This is a genomic window from Candidatus Zixiibacteriota bacterium (assembly GCA_035574315.1).
Classification (GTDB): Bacteria; Desulfobacterota; Binatia; order UBA9968; family UBA9968; genus DATLYW01.
This window is the reverse complement of the sequence record DATLYW010000017.1, coordinates 1-19,117: the sequence shown is the minus strand read 5'-3', so window position 1 is coordinate 19,117 and position 19,117 is coordinate 1. Positions and strand designations below refer to the sequence as shown.

Below are 19,117 nucleotides of genomic sequence, written 5' to 3'. Positions count from 1 at the left end.
GCGCCCGGGTCCTCGGCTGGCCTCCATCTTGCTCCGCTGCATCGCCACAATTTTTTCAGCGAGGTTGAACGCAATGGAGAAAGTGATCCGACTGGACGGCCGGCGTGACATCGAAGCGGTGGAGTGGGCGCGAGAGCTGCGCGAGACCGAGGCATGGTTTCAAAGCGAGCGCTTCCGTTACACCACGCGGCTCCACACGCCGTTCGACGTCGTCGCGCTCAGGGGAACCCTGCAGGAGGACTGCACGATCGCCAGAGAGTCGGCGGTAAAGCTGTACGACTACCTCCGGCGGCTGTTCCGGGAAAAGCGCCAGGAGATCACCTACGGCCCGTTTTCCCCCACCGGCGCGGTGCGGGCGGTCATGGAAGGGATCCGGGTGCTCTACCTCGGCGGCTGGGCGACGTCGGCCCGGGGATCGGATTCCGAGGATCCCGGCGCCGATCTCGCCAACTACGCGCTGGATCGAGTGCCGAAGGAAGGCGCGTCGTGGGTGCGGGCCCTGCTGCACCAGGACGAGTTGCAGCGATCGAGGCGGGTGAGGATGACCTCCGCGCAGCGCAAGAAGAGCCCGCCCATCGAGTTCAGCCCGCCGCTGATCATTCCCGACGGAGATACCGGCCACGGCGGCGAGCACCATATCCGCAACCTGGTGAAGAAATTCGTCGAGTCCAAGATCGGCGCAATCCACATCGAGGATCAGCGGCCCGGCTGCAAGGTGTGCGGCCACCAGGGGCAGAAGGTTCTCGTCTCGACGGCGGAGATCGTGTCGCGGCTGAACACGGCGCGGCTGCAGTACGACGTCATGCGCGTCCCGGGCGTGATCGTAGGGCGAACCGATTCGCACGACGCAACCGCGCTCGACAGCGCCGACGACGAGCGCGACCATCCTTTCATCTACGGCGCGACCAATCCGCGGATCGTGCCGTTCAGGAACGTCAGTCTGGCGGTGATCCGCAAGTTCTACGAGGCGGGGCACGAGGAGATCAACGGCCATCTCCTCTACCGGATCTCGGAATCCGTCTACCGGGCCGCCGACGAATGGCTGAAGCAGGAGGGACTGCATCAGCGGATCGCCGAGGGGTTGCGGCGCATCGAGAACGAGACCGAGGCGCTCGAGAAACTGCGCCGGCGCGCGCGGCGCGCGGGCGGGAGCCAGCGCGTGATCCGCGAGCAGGCGGCGGCCTCCGAGATCGCAGTGAAGAAAATCACCGAGGAAACCCTCGATCACGTGCTCGCGGCCGTGCGCGAGACCTGGGCGGCAAAAGCGGGCCTCAAGACCTACGCGGTGGCCGTGGCCGAGGTCCTGGAGGGCAAGGCCGGCGGGAGGGCGAGGCGCGGCATGCGCCCGGAAGAGTGGAGGAGGTTCGCCAGCTCGGTCTCGCACGCGGAGGCGCGCGAGCGCGCCGCGGCGATGGGCGTGGAGGTCTTCTGGGATTGGGATCTGCCGCGCACGGCGGAGGGCTTTTATCAGATCACCGGCGGGCGGGAGATGGCGATCCAGCGCGGGCTTGCGATGGCGCCGTTCTCGGACCTGGTGTGGCGCGAGACCGCCCGGCCTGATCTCGCGGACGACAAGATCTGGGCGGACGCGATCCACGCCGTCTTCCCGAATCAGATGCTGGCTTACAACCTCTCGCCTTCCTGGAACTGGGACGCCTGGGGCTTCACCGACGACCAGATCCGCAACTTCGCCAACGAGCTGGGGAAAATGGGGTACGTCTTCAACTTCATCACCTACGCCGGCCACCAGACCGAGGCGCTGATGAACGGCCGGCTCGCCCGTGCCCTCAAAGAGGAGGGCGTGCTCGGTTTCGTCCGGCTGATCCAGCGGGCGCTCAGGCTCGCCAACGATCCGGCGCAGTTCCCCCAGACGTTCGTCGGCGGCGACTGGGCGGACCGGTTCCGCCGGGCGGCGCGCGGGCCGTCGCTCACGACCTCCTCGATGGGCGGCAAGTCGACCGAGGCGCAGCACCGCCGGACGGTGGAGGTGCCCACCAGCGTGCTCGAGCGCTGGCTGCGGATGTGGTCGGAGCACTTGAGCCGCTCGGGCCCGCTCAAGCCGGGCGAGATCAGCGTCGAGCTGAAGGAGCGCTGGGCGGGATCCGAGGAGATGATGCTCAACGTCTTCGACGAGGCACGCGACAAGATCGCCGAGATCACGTTCCGCGTCGACAAGGACCGCGAGGGGCGTAAGTTCCTCGCGGTCAAGGACCAGCACACCGTCAAGAAGTACCGCAACCGCCGCCTGATGTCGCTGATCCATTTCTTCCTCCTGCACCGCTACAAGGCGGACCTCGTGCACTACGTGGCGCCCACCCACGACAACCGCCTGTCGGTCCAGCGGATGATCCAGAACGGAGTTTTTCGCAGCGCCCGCACCGATGATCCGAACGTGATCGCGATCGAGGTCGACACGGCGCGCGCGCAGAAGATCTTCGCCAGCGACGAGTCGATCAGGCGGTTCATCGCCCGACAGCCGGGCGCGCCGCGAGCCAGGACCGTGGGCGCACCGCTGCGCGCCGCGGGCTAGGCATCCCGCGGGGGTGCCGCGGGGGCACCCTTGCTTTCCCGGTATCGCTTCGTGGTAAAAGGCGCCATGGAAGAGTATGTGGGAATCGGTGGGCTCAGGGTCGACCAGCGGCTCTATCGAGTAGTCAAGGAAGAGATCGCTCCCGGGACCGGCGTCAACGTGGCGGGGTTCTGGCGCTCTCTGGCCCGGATCGTAAAGGAGCTGGGCCCGAAAAACCGCGCCCTCCTCGAAAAGCGCGACGAGCTCCAACGCCGGATCGACCAGTGGAACCTGGCGCACCGCGGGCGGCCGCTCGACGTCGCGGAGTACAGGGCCTTTCTCGCCGAGATCGGCTACCTCGTCCCGGAGGGCGGGAGCTTCAAGGCGACGACGGCGAACGTCGACCGGGAGATTTCCGCAATCGCGGGGCCGCAGCTCGTCGTGCCCCTCGACAACGCCCGCTACGCCCTGAACGCGGCGAATGCGCGCTGGGGAAGCCTGTACGACGCGCTCTACGGAACGGACGTGATCCCGGAGGACGACGGCGCGGAAAAAGGCGAGGCGTACAATCCCAGGCGCGGCGCGCGGGTCATCGCATACACCGAAGAGTTCCTCGACAAGGTCATCGGACTCAAGAGGGGTAGCTTTTCCGACGTTACGGAGTTTTTCCTGCGCGCGAACCGGGGAAAGAAGAGCCTTGCGGCGCGGCTCAAGGACGGGAGCGTGACGGGGCTCGCGGAGCCGCGGAAGCTCGTCGGCTACCGGCTGGAGGGCGGAGCGCTCGCGGGCGTTCTGCTCCGGAACAACGGGGCGCACATCGAGATCCAGATCGACCGCTCCCACCCCGTCGGCAAAGCGCACCCGGCGGGGGTGAAGGACGTCGTACTGGAGGCGGCGATCACGACGATCCAGGATTGCGAGGACGCGGTGTCGGCCGTCGACGGCGCGGACAAGGCCAGGGTCTACGGCAACTGGTGCGGCATCATGAAGGGGACGCTCCAGGCGACCTTCGAAAAAGGCGGCCGGACGCTCACGCGAAGGCTCAACCCGGACAGGACGTTCACCAGCCCGGCGGGGAGGAAGCTCGTCCTTCCGGGGCGAAGCCTGCTCCTGGTGCGCAACGTCGGCATCCATATGTACACCGACGCGGTCACCACGGCCCGGGGCGAGCAGATCCCCGAAGGCTTCCTCGACGCCATGGTCACCTCGCTCGCCGCGCTCCACGACCTCAAGGGCAAGGGAAAGTACGTCAACAGCAAGAAGAAGAGCATCTACATCGTCAAGCCCAAGCTGCACGGCCCGGAAGAGGTCGCGGCCACCGTGGAGCTGTTCGAGAGAGTGGAAAAGGCGCTCGGGCTTCGGCGCAACACCCTCAAGATCGGCATCATGGACGAGGAGCGCCGCACCACCGTCAATCTCAAGGAGTGCATCCGGGAGGCGAAAGAGCGCGTGGTGTTCATCAACACAGGATTTCTCGATCGCACCGGCGACGAGATCCACACCAGTATGGAGCTGGGCGCAATGCTGCCCAAGGAGGAGATCAAGAGCCAGCCGTGGATCAAGGCCTACGAGGACTGGAACGTCGACGTCGGCATCGAGACGGGCCTACCGGGCCGGGCGCAGATCGGGAAAGGCATGTGGACCATGCCGGACGAGATGCGCGAGATGGTGCGGACCAAGATCGGGCACCCGCAGGCGGGCGCCAGCACCGCGTGGGTGCCGTCGCCGACCGCGGCCACGCTCCACGCGCTGCACTATCACTACGTGAACGTCGCCGCGCGCCAGAAGGAGCTGGCCGGGCGCAGGCGCGCGAGCCTCGACGCGATCCTCACGCCGCCGCTGCTCGACCGGACGTTGAGCTCCGAGGAGATCCGGCGCGAGCTGGACAACAACGCGCAGGGCATCCTGGGGTACGTGGTGCGCTGGGTGGATCAGGGAATCGGCTGCTCCAAGGTGCCCAACATCAACGACATCGCTCTGATGGAGGACCGCGCCACGCTCAGGATCTCGAGCCAGCACATCGCCAACTGGCTGCACCACGGCATCGTCACGCCGGCGCAGGTGCGCGAGACCTTCGGCCGGATGGCGGCGGTGGTCGACCGGCAGAATCGCGGCGACCCCAACTACCGGCCGATGGTGCCGGACTTCGAGAAGAGCGCTGCTTTTCAGGCTGCCCTCGATCTGGTTTTCAAGGGCCGCGAGCTGCCGAACGGCTACACCGAGCCCGTCCTCCACGCCCGCCGCCGGCAGGTAAAGGCGGCGAACTTGGGTCGCGAAGGGGGCGCGTGATCCGCCGCGGGCGGCGGCACCCTGGAGCCTGCCGCCGGAAGATTCGTGCAGTCCTGCACCCGCGGAAAACCGGCTATGGCGCCTCCGGCGCGCTGAGCCGAAAGTTATTTCGCGCGATGCACGCCGAAGATCTTATTGTACTGTTCGATGACAGATTTCAGGCTCGGACCGATAGACACGGGGCTCAAAAATACAAAATCCTTCTGCAAGAGTTCCTGTACCCACGGCTGATGCTTGATCCCTTTGCGAATGGCAATCCGGCCCGCCGCTTCCACCATCCGTGTTTGGCCTTCCTCGGACAGAATCCAGTCGATGAAGAGCAAGGCCGCATGCGGGTGGGGCGAGCGGCGCATGAGGGCGACAAAATTGGGTTCGCCGGCGTAAGGTTCCATGATTCGAAAATCGATTGGCGCACCTTGCTTCTTGTAGTCTGTCACCCGCCGCCCCCGGGCGGCGATCGCGACCGCCGACTCGCCGGCGAGCATCAACTGAACTCGCATCACGCTGCTTGATCCGGGCATTTGCAGCTCTTGTCGGGCCAGCGCTTGCATGTATTCAATGCCCTTCTTCGGTCCCAACGTTTCCAGCAGGGTGTTGAACCAAGTGTATTCCTCGGTTCCGAGGCTCAGCCGCCCCTTCCATTTCGGATCCAGGAGATCATAGTAGGTTCGCGGGGCATCGGCCGCGGAAACCTGCTTGGTGTTGAATGCGGTGACCAGCGGCGTAATCTCGAACGCTTGCCAATAGCCTTCCGGATCGCGCGAGCCCGGCGGCAGCGCCTTGTGCTCGGGTGAGACGTACGGAGCCGAAAGACGGCGCTGCTTGAGTTCCCACATTTCCACTGGCGCCGAGCCGACGACATCGACCGCATGACGGCCTGCGCGCGCCTCCGTATCCGCTCGGGTGAAGACTCCCGACGGCGTCGAACGATAGGTGTTGATTTTGACGAAAGGATACTTCCGCTCGAAGTGCGGTAGTATCTTCGGGTAGTCAGTCAGGCTGAGCGAGGTGTAAAAGACCAACTCGCCTTCTTTTTTTGCTCCCTCCTCCAGGAACGCCGTTCGCATCGCGCCGGACAGGGAGGCAGCCTTCCTGACCACTTCCTCGGCGCTGGTTGCTTGCGCGCAGCGCTGTGGGAGCACAACGGACCAGATGACAGTGAACGCAATGATTAGGACCGGCATTGTTCAACCCTGGCTTGAGCTAGAGATCCATGCGTCGTTTGTGACCCCAGCCGACGGTGGAGATATCGAAAAGATTTCCATCAGGATCGCAGCCTCTCCCCTCGGCGTAAGTCGCCACGCGATCCTTGGGAGCACCGTCTGGGTAAATCTCACGGATGCGCCGGGCGATTTCGTTGTTATCCTCGACGTGAAACCCGAAGTGGTAGAGTCCGGGCTTGTGTCCCGGCTCCTTGGGGTCGTTGGCGTTGAGGATTGCCAGATTGACCTCCCCGTCGGAAAGATGCACCGAGCCGTTCTTGGTACGGTACATCTCCTGCATTTCGAACACCCGTTTGTAAAAATCGGCGAGGGTATCCGGCTGATGCGTGAGGATTGCGAGATGACGTAATTTGGGCATCGCGAACCTCCTTGCGTTTTTCGGGCGCATCCATATCAGCAGCGTCCCGGTGATGTCAAGCAAACGACGCGACCTTGCCGGCATCAGGGCCGCGGGCTCGCCCGGAGCTGATCACGTGAACCTTGCCGCGTAAAATCGAGATACGAGCGACGGGATACGCGGGGCCTTATCTGAAAGCGACAACGGCGACGGCTTTATTCGCTTCGGGAGGACCACCGCAAAGCAGGTGGGAGGAACCATGGGACGGGCTTCGTTACGGAGATGGAATTTCCCGAGGCGCTGGTGGCGAAGCCGAAAATCCTGATCCCCGAACTGCTAGGACGCTGCTGAAAAAAGGAAGACCCCAAGGTTCTCGACGTTCAACGTGTGCAAACGGCAGATCGCACGTGAGAACGCAAACCGAGGTGAAGTCGTTGATCCGCGACCCATGCTCTCAACTGGGGAAAGACCCGGAGGAGCTGATCCACATCAGACCTGTCGATGGCGGCCGGGCCAACGCGCTGTCTTACGAGGTCATCAGGAAGGATGGCAAACTCTGCGTGGCGAAGGCTTGAATGGGCGCGAAGGGCATCGGCCTTCTTCGAGAAAGATCCGTTTCCGGATCATGAGGGCGTTCCTGTCAGCCAGTGATACAGAGCAATGAGCCATTGCCGGTGAGACGGCGATTCGATCCACTCGAAGCAAAACCAGCCCACGGCGATCCCGAGCACCGTGCCGAGCTCCTTCAAGTGGAAGCGGTTGCCCGGAGAGAAGCTCGGCGATGTCGCCAGGGGCCGCGGCAGGTATTTCGGAACGGAACGCCGGTAGCGCTCGAACGCCTCACCAAACCTCTCCGAGAGGAATTCCTCTTCTGCGGCCACCAGTGCTCCGTACAACAGAACGAAAAGAGCCAGAAAGACCGGAATCCAGACGATACTTTCCGAAAGGACGACCATCCCCAGGCCGATCAGGAAGTTTCCGGTGTATATGGGATGGCGCATGAGGGCGTAAGGACCGGAGGTGATCAGCATCGGCGCCTTGAGGCGGCGCGACCGGGTGCACCTTCCCGCATGGCTGACCGCCCAGATACGCAGGAGACCTCCGGCGACGAGGCAGGCCGCTCCGAGTGTGTCGACCAGCGTGTCGATCCACGTTCCCTCGAAGACATCCGAAGGAGGATAGAACCAGACGTGAGCAACCAAAGCCAGGAAAAACAAGGCCTGGGTGTAACCGCGCAAGAAAAAGACGTGTCTCTTGATAAAACGCATCGCCGTCCTCCACCAATGAAGCGCCACCTGAGGCGGACCAACGCTTCGTATTCATGTGCAGCTGATAGCGCCCCCGGCCCTCAGAGGTATTTCGACCCCGCCCTTTCGGCCGGGCTTGAGAAACAGGTACGCCCCGCAGCTCGTCTCCCGCTCATGAGCGGGACGAATCGAACGAGGGAAAATCAGAGGAGGAAGGCGGCGTGGAGCTTGAAAAGCTGACAGGAGCCGTCCGCGGGCTTTGCGACCTTCGAAGCGTAACGGGTCGGAAGCGGTTCGACTACCACGGCGTTGAAGGATGCGAAAAGGAGGTCCGGTTCGGCAATCGACCTTTCATCGGAGTTTTCGGCCTGACCGAGGCTGCCGGGCGCGGCTTCCACCGGGCCTGCCACGTCGAGACGCCAGAGCCCGGCCGGAGCCGAATGCGGCCCAAAAATCTCGGCGCAGAAAAAAGAAAGCCAGACGGCCGCGAGCAAAGCCGCTACGACCCTCTTCAACATGCGAGGACTGTAAACGCTATCTCGCACCTGAGTCAAGGAGCCGGATTGCAGGCGGTGTGCGAAGGGTTGTGACGGAGAAGAAAAGCAGAGACGCCGCGGCAGATCCGCACGCGGTGGGCTCGGCGGCGTATAGGGCACCTCACATCCGGCGGTCGAGGCTGCGGTACTGGATCGCTTCGGCGACGTGGGCGGGCTGGATGTCCCCGGAGGCGGCGAGATCGGCGATGGTGCGCGCGACCTTGAGCACGCGGCTGTAGGCGCGGGCGCTGAGCCCGAGGTGGTTGATCGCGCGTTCGAGGAGCTTTTCCGCCTCGGCTCCGAGCGCGCAGTGGCGCTTGATGTCCCTGGCGCCCATCTGGGCGTTGGCGTGGATGGTGCGCTTCTGGAACCGCTCGAGCTGCACGGCGCGGGCGGCGTTGACCCGCTGCCGGATGACGACGGAGGGCTCGCCGGCGCCCCTGCTCGCGAGCTCCTGGTAACGCAAGGTGGGGACCTCGACCTGGATGTCGATGCGGTCGAGCAGCGGGCCGGAGACCCTGGAGCGGTAGCGCTGGATCTGCAGCGGCGTGCAGCTGCATTCCTTCTGCGGATCGGTGAAAAAGCCGCAGGGGCAGGGGTTCATCGCCGCCACCAGCATGAAGCTCGCTGGGTAGTTGATCGAGCCGAGCGCGCGGGAAACCGTGATGTTCCCGTCCTCCAGCGGCTGGCGCATGACCTCGAGCACGTTGCGCCTGAACTCGGGCAGCTCGTCGAGAAAGAGGACGCCATTACAGAGAGAATAGATAAACCGCTCGCGGTTGTCCTGAGGGCTTCGATCAAAAGGGTGAGCAGTTGAGATTGCGAGCATTTCCAAGCTGCCAAGCTGGACGTCGCCGGTTCGATCCCGGTCGCCCGCTCCAATTTTCTTCAATAAACTCCGCCACTTCCGACAGCGCTAAAATCCGAATTTTGTCCCTGACGGAAAAAGGTGCCCAAAACGTGCCTGTGGCGAAAGCGGACGCAGCGGTTTTAACGTAGTTCCCGCATTAATCCCTCTGCAGACCCCGAGTTACGATCATCTCCTCCACCAGTACCTTGTAGACCTCGCGAAGCTCATCTTCCGTTACTTCAACGCCAAGTGCGCTGCAGACAGCTTTGTCGAAGGCGAGACGAACAGAAGAACATTGCACTGGGTCTTCAGTGACGTTAAGGAGACTGGGCTGTCCTTTTCTCTGTAATTCCCAAAACTCTTCGTATCGCGCGTCGAATTGAGCGTCTAACTGATCCCTAAGAGCAGTGAAAGGGGCGTTCGCGAACCTGTTGAAAAGATCTGCCAGAGCAGGCACAACCGCGTTATCCGGGTATAGGTACATCTCTTCAAGGTCGTAGAAGCGCACGTCTATGTAGCGTCCCGTTGTTTCCTCCTTTAGGAGGAAGAATTGTGTTAGGAATAATGCTGAGTTCAGGAGCACACATACGGCCTTAGCTCGTTGCGGCTCTGCCTCGACGATGACATTGAGGACATTCGAGGTAGAGAAGGGTGTCTCGGAAAAAAAGGCTGTAAGGTAGGTGTTGGGCGAGAACGGGTTTATGCGACGCACAACTACAAGTCTTGTTTCCACAGCCTTAAGCTCACGGGCGACCTTGTCCCAAAAATCTCGCCACGAAAAACCACGCGCTGGTTTAAAACCACTGGCGCGCGTGACCCGGCTTAGCTCGTGATAAGGCTCTTTGGCAATGTAGTCCCATCTTCCCTCTATGCTCATTGTTGGGATTGCGATCCCGGTTCGGAGCGTTCTTGTAAGTGCGGACCGCTCCACATTGTATTCAACACCCATTTTCGATTGCGCTCGTATCTCCCTGTGGCCCTCTGTGCTGAATCGCAAGAAAGCTTCCTCCGCACGGGATGCTTCTGAAGCCCGAGTGAGGAAGAGAAAAGAAGACACTCCTTTCGGGACGGGGCGATAACCTTCACGAAAGTAGCGCGGTGGAAATGTCTTTAGTGTGTCAGTGAATCGTTCGATGAATCGGACAAGGATGTCCCGGTGACGAAGGTCGCTGACACCGCAGAACCACATCAGATTACGAAAGCGAGCGCGTAAATCAGAAATTGTAAAATACTGGGTATCCAAAGTCGGGGTACGCACCGGCGCCTCTTGCTTTATCGCTGCTGCTAGCGCGTCAATGTCGCGTTCTCCGAGTTTCGAGAGGTCTTGTTTTATCAGGCACACTTTCACTTGGTGACCTTCAGGCGGTGCTCCTTTGTGGGCGATCAGGAGCACGTCACGATACTCCGACCATTCCGAGAAACCGTAGTTCAGCGTAGACTTGATAATGTAGATAGGTGTCCAGTGCTGGAAAACGAATTCGCGCACCTTTGTGCTCTCTCTACCGCGAAGGATGCTGATGGGAATCACACCACCAAATACGGCCCCGTCCTTCAAAAGAGCATCCGCGAGGACAAGGAAGTGTCCCCAAAGCCCTACCTCCCCGCCACAGATTGGCTCGAAGCGCCTCATATTGACGAATCGAGAAATACCTCGCTCAACTTTCGTGAAAGGCGGGTTCATCAGGACCGTATCGACCTGTTCAAGCGGGACCTCGTATTCGTGTCCGGTGCTGCGTCGCGCCGTGGCCGCTGCCGGGAACAGTCCTGGCTGGATGCCCCCTCTGTAATGGCGTCCCAGGGCCAAATCAAGACTGTCGCCGCGAATGATCTGCGTCCTGGCGATGGTGACGGGTGGGTCCATGGCTGCAAGGTTTGCGCTTGCCAGGTGCACAGCGAATGGCATGATGTCGGCTCCGAAGATTTCTTGTTCACAGAAGCGCCTGTGAGGGTTCGAGCCTGGGTGAGACCTCTCTGATAGGTCACGCTTCCTGCGATAAGCTGCGGCGAGGATCGTTCCGGAGCCACATGCAGGGTCGAAGACGGTGGCGCCTGGTGTTTCCACGGTAATTCGAGCAAGAAGCTCTGCGGCTTGTGGTCTGGTATAAAAGGCGGCCAGCATCTTCCTGATGTGCTTCGGCATCAATTCATGAAAAATGCGGCCAGGTAGCTCGTAGCGGCTTCTCTCTACCTCAAGGCCAGATATGAGGTCATATGTATCCGTGAGATACTTAGGTGGAACAAGGCCGAGAACATCGATTTCGTAGATTGGCCGGTAGTTAATCTCCAGGATCTTCCGAAATGCCTCTCGGAGCCCTCTAACCGTTACCGGGCGAGGCGGCGGTAGGACGCGTCCAGGCTGGGCCGCACTGAAGAGGCGAAGAAAGAGTATTTGGCTCAGAAGAATGTAGGCACCAAGGAACCTAGCCGCTTCATCAGCGTTGGCGCTGCCCAAATGGCCAATATCGCTCAGCAGGCCTTTGTCTGTGATGATTCGCAGGATCGCAGTGTGCGACATTTGGATCGTCTGCATCAGCTCGCTCACATGCTCCTGCAACATGGAGATAACAAGCTTGAGGGGGAATGCCGTCGTTTCTCTCCGCTCCAGTCGCGGGTGTAGCTCTCGGATGAGGCGCTCGATGACTTCAGTGAAGGTGGCATCTCGGTATTCTTCCTTTACATGGGGAGTATCGACGAGGCAGGCCACCCTGCTTACCCGGAGAGCCTCCGTAATCTTCTCGGCTCTCGCAGCTACCGTTCTCGCTGATTCTGGGAGCAGGAGGAGCAGACCATGGTTTCGTCTGCTCTCATCCTTGTGTCGTTGGTACTGAATGAACGCTGATTTGAGGAGTGCAGGGGTCTCGCCGATCTTGACTGAAAGTACCCACTCGCGGTCTATGAGATCGAAAATGATGTCCGGTTCAGAATTATAAGCGACTTCGCTAACCGCGCTCCCCCCGGCGGCGGTTATGATGGCTTTGATGTCTGTATAGAAGCTGCGTTCAGTTACTCGTGGCGGCAATGACAGAAAATTCCTTTGAGCGTATTGCTGCCCAGAGCCCAAGAAATCCTTCTACGGAAGGTCCCCACGCGCTATCGAGAAACGAAAAGAGCTGGCGAAAAACACGGGCTCCGAATAGCTATTTTAGAGCGAAGGGTATCCGATAAACTGCTATTCTGTCAAATTGTGGGTAACAGCGACGATTTTGTGCCCAACTCCGGGGGAAACCTACAGAACTTGGCCATCCAGGCCGGGCAGGGTGGTAGCCCCGCGGGCTGCACCCGGTTAAGGCACCAATTTGTTCCCGACCCTGCGCAGTATCCGGCCTTCGGGAGGATGTGGGTCATAAGATGCCTTATCCACCCAGGCATTCCCGTTCCAGAGACCAGCGCTATCGCCACAGTCGTTGTTCCATATGTAATTTTTGCCTGTGAACAGATGGAAGTCGGCGCCCTGAGCGTCTTCGGCATTCATTTGTGATAATGGAATTTCTCCTCCTGAATGGACACGTATAACCTGCCCCACGCCGAGATCCCCTTGGAAGCCCATGACCTTATCCCATTTTCCATTTCTGCATCCCGGCTGGTAGGCAATGTGTTGCAGAGAGATACCGCTTAATGGGAACGTCTCTGTGCCGTCGTTCTTGAAATCCACCCACTCGGCGGCCAACTGCTTGGGCGGGATATATGGCCCGTGTCGGTCCTTGCCGGTGGGGTTCGGCTTGGCTCTTATGACTTGCAGGCTTCTCACTGTTCTGAACCTCCCTCGCGTGGTTTTCCACTTGGCGTGACCTCCCCGACCAAGCCGTCTTTTATCGCCCGGAAACGATCCAGCCGCTCCGGCTGGTTCCAGGGCGAGCCGAAGAACGGCCGGACGGTTTCGCTCTCGATTTCGCCCAGCATCCGTTCGAGCGACTCGCGGTCGAGGTTGCCCTTCGCCATCGTGGTCCGGACGGAATTTGCGATCCGGTCCGGTTTGCCCCGACCCCTCGCCACGTACGAGACGGCTTGGCCCTTGCAGCGCTCGTAGTTCCATCCGTTGAAATCGAGCAGCATATGCTCCTCCTCGATATAAGTTACCAGCTGGAAATCCGAAGCTAGTGTTTCTTGTCTCTCGGCGGAAAAGGATCTCCGTCATAGCTGTCCCTATCTCTGATCTTATTCTCTCGGTCATGGATGAAGAGTTCCGATTTGTTCTTTTGCGCAAGCTCGCGGCCGGCTTCTGTAGCTTCCCGCTGGGTCGGGTAAAGACCAGAAGCTCGTTTGTCGCCCTCGCCTTTCACGGCCCAATTCCCCTCTTTTCTATGGGTAACGTGAATATTCTTTCGCATTGAGACCTCCTTCTTTGATCGAGACTGTGTCAAAATGATTTTTGTCTAAAAGGGATCGTCCGCAGAGCCCATACCAGTTTGCCGAGATGCATAGGAACACATCGCCAGATGTTCAGAGTCCAGGGGGACTCTGCCGCTAGTATCGCCATGAGGGGTACAGGCGCGCGAGCCGGAGCGTGAGTGGCAATTGCTCGCGCAGTGCGGCGATCGCGACGACTAAGTCGTGATCCTCCGTTGGGGTGACTGTGCCAGTCCCCTAAATACGTGAACATTCGACCCGAGTCATTATAGATCCGGGCGATTTCTTCCTCCTGGTACTTCGCATCAGGCAAGAAGCCGTAGGTGTTGTGTACCGCCTCGGGTCCCGGCCCGGTAGCATCTGTTATAACAACTTCCGTCAACGGCGCAGCCCAATACCCGATCAACACACCACCTGTTTCTTTAGGAAAAGCACGATCCGCCTCGGCAATCATCCTGGACAGGGCCAGTTTCGATATCCAAGCGACACCTACTTCTTTCTGCATTCGCATGATGGATGGCGATTGAGTTTGAATGTCTCGAACCGGGGCGCAATGATCTCGCCAGCGGAGTTTCGCAAGGAAATCACAGCCACGTCCCAATCAACGTCGGTGTAGCCGCCGCTTTCACCACCCAGAAGAGTCGAGACGGCAAGCCGGACCCCGGCCAGAGCAATTTGGCCGACATCAAAACTGGCACCGGTAAATGTTGGATCGGCACAACCAACCGGCTGGGTCTGACCTGCCGGGTCCGCCAGCGGGCTCGGGATTGATTCATCCATTAGAGCATGTTGCAGGCACAGCCAACATCCTTCGGTCTGGCCTGGCCGAATGCGGACGACAAGACCTCCCCACGCACCGGCAGTGGTTGAGACGCACAAATATGGGAGCCCGCGTTCACGGGCTAAGTCTGCCAACAGGTGCTGAATTCCAACTTCGGCTGTGGCGTCGTAGATAAAGTCTGCACCGTCTAAAAATTCATCCAATATTTTTAGGTCTGTTGCGCCATTACCCCGAAGGGCTCCGATTCGGTGCGTGATAGCGACCACTTGGGTGTAGGGATAGTGGTCGGATATGAGGTTTTTGATAGTCTCGGTTTTAAGGAGACCCGCAACAGGGATGCCCAACGGCCAGCGGATAACAGTGCCGGGATCAACGATGTCGTGGTCAACGATCCGCAACTCTCCTACGCCGCTCCTGGCAAATTCTATTGCGCTCGGCGCTCCTATTCCGCCAAGTCCTACGAGTGCAACCCTGATATCTCGGAGAGGTGCAAGTTCTGGTACTCGGGCGGTAAGATCCTCCCGTCCTACTCGCCCCGCTCGGGCAAGGTAAGCACCATTTCTCCTACGCCCTTTGTCTTTTAACTCTTCTGCTCTGATAACGAACACCCATCCGTCGGAATTCTGACGCCAGCGGACTTCCTCTGGAAAAACAACGCCGATCACGTCCAAGCGCCAGCCTTTCACCGGATGCCACAACGGACGTTCAAGACTACGGTTATGCTTAACGAGTGCATCTAGGAAGCGACCTGGGTTCACTTCGCGAACTGGAGCATCGACGCGTAGCCATCTTGCATGCATCCTCTTCGGGTAAAGGCGCGCGAGTGAAGGGTCGGCCTTAGCAAGCAAGGTGCGATTGCTGTCGCGGATCTCCAGCACGGCTCCGCGTACAATATTTCCTGCGTTTTCGCCGAGGCCGATTATAAGCTCTCCCTGCTTGGTATTTGGATCAAGAGACCACGAGCTATCCACAAAGACGATGGTGCCTGGGGCATACTGATAATAGTCGCTGAACGGTTCTCCTTGGTGTTCCTCCAGCTCTGCCGCATCGGAGGGGTTATTGCTTCGGGCAGCCTTAAGAACCTGCGGCAACCGATTTTTTATGAAACCGGCGAGAGTGTCGGTTGGTTTCCAGTGGCGCGTTGCTCGCCCTATAAGGCAAAGGGTTTTTGAAAAGGGATGCTGATGGTGTTCGAGATCCAGATCTTCGGCGAAGACCTCGAACCGGGTATAGGGGTACATGTCAGGGAAGATCGCCAAAAGATTCAGCGTCTCCCCGTCGAGAGTGGGTTTGAGTCGCAGTGCTATAACTCCGGCAGCGCGAGCCGCTTGGTCAAGCTCGTATGGAATGCCTGCCTGGTCGAGTTCTTTTAGCTCAAACTCGAGACGGCCCGGCCATCGTTCCCACCACGGCTTTAGCATAGCCCGACGGGGCGGTGCCGAGGTGGACGCGGGGGCTCAGGCGGTCCGGGTGGACGCGGCGGCCCCGGTGGAACATCGGGACGCTCTGGATGTTCCGGGTGCTCAGGCTTATCAGGACGTTCCCCTCCGGGATTATTTTTCTTATCGCCTTGGGTTTGGTTATCCATAAAGTTTCTCCTCCTTGGAGTTGTTTGTTTCGCCTTCGGTGTGACTTTTGTGCTTGACTCGGGCTTGGCCTCCTGATAAATAAGTGCTGTCTAGATATTGAGGGTTAGGCATCATACCAGTATATAAATATAATTCGCTAAAGCGGTATAGTCAAGTGGAGAACGGAGGATTAACATAAGTTATTGAAATGTTTGAAAAAATGGAGACTGTAGGTGGCAGAATTCGCCAAGTTAGAAACCAGAGGGGGTTAACACTGGACCAGGTTGCCGAGAAAGCCGGGATTTCGAAAAGCTTCTTGTGGGAGGTTGAGCACGATAGATCAGACATCAGCGGTGACAAACTTCTGCGGGTGGCCAACGTCCTGAGCGCTTCTATAGACTTCCTTCTCCGGGGTGAGCCCGCGCCTGCGGACTATCAACCCCAGAAAATCGAAATACCTCAAGAACTCGGAGAACTCGCAGAAGAGTTCAGTCTCACGTACCGACAGACGCTTACCCTGCTTGAAATCGGTCGGTCGGTGGTGGCAAGGCGAAGTTCAAAAAAGCGGATGCCGATGAGCAAAGAGGACTGGAGAAAGCTTTATGATGGTGTAAAGGCTTTTCTGGAGGAGAAGCATTGACCAAATCCGAACGGGACGCCTATAACCACCAACTTCGCGCAGCGGCAAAACGCCTTGGGCTTCCGCTCCGGGGCGACATCGAAAGCAACATCATCCGATACTGCAAAGAGGAACTGGGAAAGTGGATAGCCGCCCACGGGCAGCCGGAGACGCTGACTGAGCTGCTGGAGTTGGTAACGGCATCTCTCAATCTCGACATCAAAGAGGTACGGGACGAGATAGACCTTAATCAGCTGCTTCGCAATATTCCTCCGGCCGTGGAACCTGGGATGGCCCTTCTTGCTACGGAACTTGATGATCAAACTGATGCAGTGATTCTTCAGCGGCAGCATCATCAGGCATGGGAAAGGCCATTTTTGGCGGTAATCAATTGTCGCGGGTGGCATGCCCTCCGGCGATATTTCAGCAAATGGCATGAGGTCGTCCATCTTATACTGGATGGCAAACAGCTTCGATTTGCTTTCCGCAGGACCCCATCGGAACGGCGGGAGCCGGAGGAGGTGTTAGTTGATCGGATCGCCGGCGTTCTGGCGTTTTACCCTGGTATCTTTGAGCCTGCTTTCCGGAGGGAAATCGAGCGCGCGGGACGTTTAAGCTTCGATATGGTGGACGCAGTCCGAAAGAAGGTCGCGCCCGAAGCCAGTCGTTATGCTACCCTTCTTGCCTGTCTCAGGCATTGCGACCACCCGGTATATTTTGTCCGAGCGAAGATCGGTTATAAGCGTAACGAGGAGAAGCTTTTGGCAGACTATGGGACTACTCTGTTTCCGAAGGAATGCCCACTACCAAAACCCAAGTTGCGGGTGCATGAGGTGGCGCATAGTCATGCGGTAGAGCAATTGGGAATTCGAATTCACAAAAACATGGAGATTCCCCAAACAAGCGTCGTCGCGACCGCCTTGAGAGGTGCTACCGGTCTCATCCATCGCGGTGGTGAAAAACTTGAGTCGTGGCGGACTTCGTCAACAGGCCCGATCGGTTATGGAGAGATAGAAGTGGAGGCGTTCAGCATCGACGAAGAAGTCTGGGCGCTTATCCACCTCCGCGAAGGCATAAGAGGCCGTCGTTAAAAATCTAAAAGCGTAGTTCATCCGCCGTTATTTCTTACAATTTCTTGTCGTAATTTCAGATTGGCCGTAGAATTTTTCTATGAGCCAGAAACTCGCACTGGTAATGCCGCAGTTTGCCAATGGCGAGCCGAATTTTATGAAGTTAATATCCAGCAGAAAATGGATTGTCCAGGAAGCGGCAATAACCGACAAGATAAAAGAGTGGCTTACTGCCAACGGAGGGTTGGAGGATCAGAAAATAACCAGCCCCCATGAAGCCTGGAGAATCCGCTACTCGGATGCTACCTTTACTTTTTATAAGAAGGGCACCCTCTTTGTTACGGACTCAAACGACGGTGCTTTGGTCCAGGCCCACGATTTCATCGATTCCCTGGTTGGCTCAACGTTCATGGCGCCCACTAAGGAATTCCTGATCGGTTTTGATGAGACGGGCAAAGGGGAAGTTCTAGGCCACTTGGTCTTGGTCGGAGTTATGTTTCCTTCAGCGATCTTCACCGAGTTGGAGAGGGTGATAGGCGTTGCCGACACGAAAGTAAAACACACCGTTGAATACTGGGACGAGCTTTTTAGGAAAATTGACTTTTTCAAAGACCAAGGCTTACGATTCTTTATAGAAAAAATACCTCCATGGCACGTGGATAGATACAATATTAACAAGCTACTAGACTTGACGTATCAGCGAATTCTCCTTCATTTTGCTGTGGGTGCGGATCTGAAACAGTGCCGGATCGTTTTGGATGACTACGGGATCGGCGCGAGCTTGAATCGCTATCTGAAATCTCTGGAAAACGGCGGGGCAGAAGTTATTAAGACCACCAAGGCAGACGAAACCTATCTTGAATCTCGGGTCGCTTCGCTCATCGCCAAAAGAGAGCAGCAGAAAGTGATGGAGGCCATATCAAAAAACCCAGAATTTACCCTGCCGAGGAAAAGTTTAGGTAGTGGAAATGCCGGCGACCCGGACACTCTAGAATGGCTGAAGGCATGGCACGCCTCAGGGAAAGAGTGGCCATGGTTTGTGAAGAGATCTTTCAAGACAATACAGACCATAGAGGGGAAAGTTGCGCCGCACAAGAAAGTTTCGCCACCCATAAATGACCACCTCCTGTCTAAAGAATTCAGGAGCAAATTTGAGAGCGGAGAGCTAAACATAAAATCCCTTTCGGTCGTCTGCCCATCGTGTGGCGCAGTGGCAAAGTCTGCGAAGCTAATACCTTTGGGCGGCGTTACAACGGGGCTATGCACGAACTGCAAGAAAGAACTTCATGGGTTGGCTCTGACGTTGCGGTATTACTGTGGCAGGTTGCTGCCGGACTCAAGCATCATAGCGCGAGGCTTTCTGAGCAAGGATCTTGAGGGTGCAAGATTCTTTGAGAATTTTACAGTATTGCTGCATCCGGTCACTAAACAGGAGTCGGACACTCCCGGCGGCAAAAAAGAATTGGAACGCCTGGGACGGTTCGCCTCCATAGGCCGGATCAAACTTGAAGAAACCGCGTCGCTTTTAGATCCGAATACGCTTAACAATATCTCCAGGGACGAGGCCATACAGCTTGGCTCTGCCGAGCACAGCGCGATTCTAGAACTTATCTCAAAATTGTTTTAGCAGGACAGCGATAGACGCTAACTGGACAAAGCCGAGAAAGTTTTGGGCATAGTATTCCCAGCGAACCAGGAGACGACGTTGCCATTGAATCCACGCAAAAAAGCGTTCCACGAG

General features: G+C 58.4%; 16 protein-coding genes. 7 read left to right on the top strand and 9 right to left on the bottom strand.

What is annotated here, in order from left to right; all coding sequences use genetic code 11:
• The first annotated feature begins 73 nt into the window (after nt 1-73).
• Together VNN77_05420 and VNN77_05415 are read left to right on the top strand one after the other, a co-directional pair.
• Nucleotides 74-2,530 (top strand): isocitrate lyase, encoded by a 2,457-nt coding sequence (locus tag VNN77_05420; GenBank protein ID HXG50833.1) that lies wholly within the window; start codon nt 74-76, stop codon nt 2,528-2,530.
• A 66-nt stretch (nt 2,531-2,596) separates the two neighbouring features.
• Nucleotides 2,597-4,798 (top strand): malate synthase G, encoded by a 2,202-nt coding sequence (locus VNN77_05415; GenBank protein ID HXG50832.1) that lies wholly within the window; start codon nt 2,597-2,599, stop codon nt 4,796-4,798.
• 104 nt (nt 4,799-4,902) lie between these two features.
• Here the strand turns inward: VNN77_05415 and VNN77_05410 are convergent, their stop codons facing one another.
• Together VNN77_05410 and VNN77_05405 are read right to left on the bottom strand one after the other, a co-directional pair.
• A complete protein-coding gene (locus VNN77_05410) occupies nt 4,903-5,982 on the bottom strand; it encodes an extracellular solute-binding protein (protein ID HXG50831.1) in 1,080 nt (359 codons plus the stop codon).
• Between the two features lie 19 nt (nt 5,983-6,001).
• Nucleotides 6,002-6,379, bottom strand: a complete 378-nt coding sequence (locus VNN77_05405) for a VOC family protein (GenBank protein HXG50830.1) — start codon at nt 6,377-6,379, stop codon at nt 6,002-6,004.
• 386 nt (nt 6,380-6,765) lie between these two features.
• Between VNN77_05405 and VNN77_05400 the strand changes: the two genes are divergently transcribed.
• Complete coding sequence (locus VNN77_05400) at nt 6,766-6,933, top strand: hypothetical protein (protein HXG50829.1); 168 nt, start codon at nt 6,766-6,768, stop codon at nt 6,931-6,933.
• A 48-nt stretch (nt 6,934-6,981) separates the two neighbouring features.
• On the opposite strand, the gene VNN77_05395 is transcribed toward VNN77_05400, so the two are convergent.
• Nucleotides 6,982-7,626: an isoprenylcysteine carboxylmethyltransferase family protein gene (locus tag VNN77_05395; protein HXG50828.1), complete on the bottom strand. Its 645-nt coding sequence runs from the start codon at nt 7,624-7,626 to the stop codon at nt 6,982-6,984.
• 200 nt (nt 7,627-7,826) lie between these two features.
• Between VNN77_05395 and VNN77_05390 the strand changes: the two genes are divergently transcribed.
• Complete coding sequence (locus tag VNN77_05390) at nt 7,827-8,195, top strand: hypothetical protein (protein ID HXG50827.1); 369 nt, start codon at nt 7,827-7,829, stop codon at nt 8,193-8,195.
• A gap of 67 nt (nt 8,196-8,262) precedes the next feature.
• Here the strand turns inward: VNN77_05390 and VNN77_05385 are convergent, their stop codons facing one another.
• The 6 genes from VNN77_05385 to VNN77_05360 form a co-directional block, all read right to left on the bottom strand.
• Nucleotides 8,263-8,970, bottom strand: a complete 708-nt coding sequence (locus tag VNN77_05385) for an ATP-binding protein (GenBank protein HXG50826.1) — start codon at nt 8,968-8,970, stop codon at nt 8,263-8,265.
• A 178-nt stretch (nt 8,971-9,148) separates the two neighbouring features.
• Nucleotides 9,149-12,052, bottom strand: coding sequence for an N-6 DNA methylase (locus tag VNN77_05380; protein HXG50825.1), 2,904 nt, complete (start codon nt 12,050-12,052; stop codon nt 9,149-9,151).
• Between the two features lie 222 nt (nt 12,053-12,274).
• Nucleotides 12,275-12,739, bottom strand: coding sequence for a hypothetical protein (locus VNN77_05375; GenBank protein ID HXG50824.1), 465 nt, complete (start codon nt 12,737-12,739; stop codon nt 12,275-12,277).
• Nucleotides 12,736-13,044, bottom strand: coding sequence for a hypothetical protein (locus VNN77_05370; protein HXG50823.1), 309 nt, complete (start codon nt 13,042-13,044; stop codon nt 12,736-12,738). Before VNN77_05370 ends, VNN77_05375 begins: the two co-directional genes overlap by 4 nt.
• Nucleotides 13,045-13,085: 41 nt before the next feature.
• The gene (locus VNN77_05365) at nt 13,086-13,319 is read right to left on the bottom strand and encodes a DUF2188 domain-containing protein (GenBank protein ID HXG50822.1); all 234 of its coding nucleotides are present in this window, start codon (nt 13,317-13,319) and stop codon (nt 13,086-13,088) included.
• A gap of 508 nt (nt 13,320-13,827) precedes the next feature.
• Nucleotides 13,828-15,540 (bottom strand): ThiF family adenylyltransferase, encoded by a 1,713-nt coding sequence (locus VNN77_05360; protein HXG50821.1) that lies wholly within the window; start codon nt 15,538-15,540, stop codon nt 13,828-13,830.
• 355 nt (nt 15,541-15,895) lie between these two features.
• On the opposite strand from VNN77_05360, the gene VNN77_05355 reads away from it, so the two are divergent.
• From VNN77_05355 to VNN77_05345, 3 genes are all read left to right on the top strand, one after another.
• A complete protein-coding gene (locus VNN77_05355) occupies nt 15,896-16,327 on the top strand; it encodes a helix-turn-helix transcriptional regulator (protein HXG50820.1) in 432 nt (143 codons plus the stop codon).
• Complete coding sequence (locus tag VNN77_05350; protein ID HXG50819.1) at nt 16,324-17,397, top strand: hypothetical protein; 1,074 nt, start codon at nt 16,324-16,326, stop codon at nt 17,395-17,397. The genes VNN77_05355 and VNN77_05350 overlap by 4 nt, the downstream gene beginning before the upstream one ends.
• Nucleotides 17,398-17,476: 79 nt before the next feature.
• Nucleotides 17,477-19,003 carry a hypothetical protein gene (locus VNN77_05345; GenBank protein HXG50818.1) on the top strand — a complete coding sequence of 509 codons (1,527 nt, stop codon included), beginning with the start codon at nt 17,477-17,479 and terminating at the stop codon, nt 19,001-19,003.
• Nucleotides 19,004-19,117 lie beyond the last annotated feature (114 nt).

Excerpts from the sequence above, each read along its gene's own strand:
- VNN77_05415 (HXG50832.1), top strand. The coding sequence starts at position 2,597 with ATGGAAGAGTATGTGGGAATCGGTGGGCTCAGGGTCGACCAGCGGCTC.
- VNN77_05385 (HXG50826.1), bottom strand. The coding sequence starts at position 8,970 with ATGCTCGCAATCTCAACTGCTCACCCTTTTGATCGAAGCCCTCAGGAC.
- VNN77_05410 (HXG50831.1), bottom strand. The coding sequence starts at position 5,982 with ATGCCGGTCCTAATCATTGCGTTCACTGTCATCTGGTCCGTTGTGCTC.
- VNN77_05360 (HXG50821.1), bottom strand. The coding sequence starts at position 15,540 with ATGCTAAAGCCGTGGTGGGAACGATGGCCGGGCCGTCTCGAGTTTGAG.
- VNN77_05345 (HXG50818.1), top strand. The coding sequence starts at position 17,477 with ATGAGCCAGAAACTCGCACTGGTAATGCCGCAGTTTGCCAATGGCGAG.
- VNN77_05370 (HXG50823.1), bottom strand. The coding sequence starts at position 13,044 with ATGCTGCTCGATTTCAACGGATGGAACTACGAGCGCTGCAAGGGCCAA.
- VNN77_05405 (HXG50830.1), bottom strand. The coding sequence starts at position 6,379 with ATGCCCAAATTACGTCATCTCGCAATCCTCACGCATCAGCCGGATACC.
- VNN77_05365 (HXG50822.1), bottom strand. The coding sequence starts at position 13,319 with ATGCGAAAGAATATTCACGTTACCCATAGAAAAGAGGGGAATTGGGCC.
- VNN77_05420 (HXG50833.1), top strand. The coding sequence starts at position 74 with ATGGAGAAAGTGATCCGACTGGACGGCCGGCGTGACATCGAAGCGGTG.
- VNN77_05355 (HXG50820.1), top strand. The coding sequence starts at position 15,896 with ATGTTTGAAAAAATGGAGACTGTAGGTGGCAGAATTCGCCAAGTTAGA.
- VNN77_05395 (HXG50828.1), bottom strand. The coding sequence starts at position 7,626 with ATGCGTTTTATCAAGAGACACGTCTTTTTCTTGCGCGGTTACACCCAG.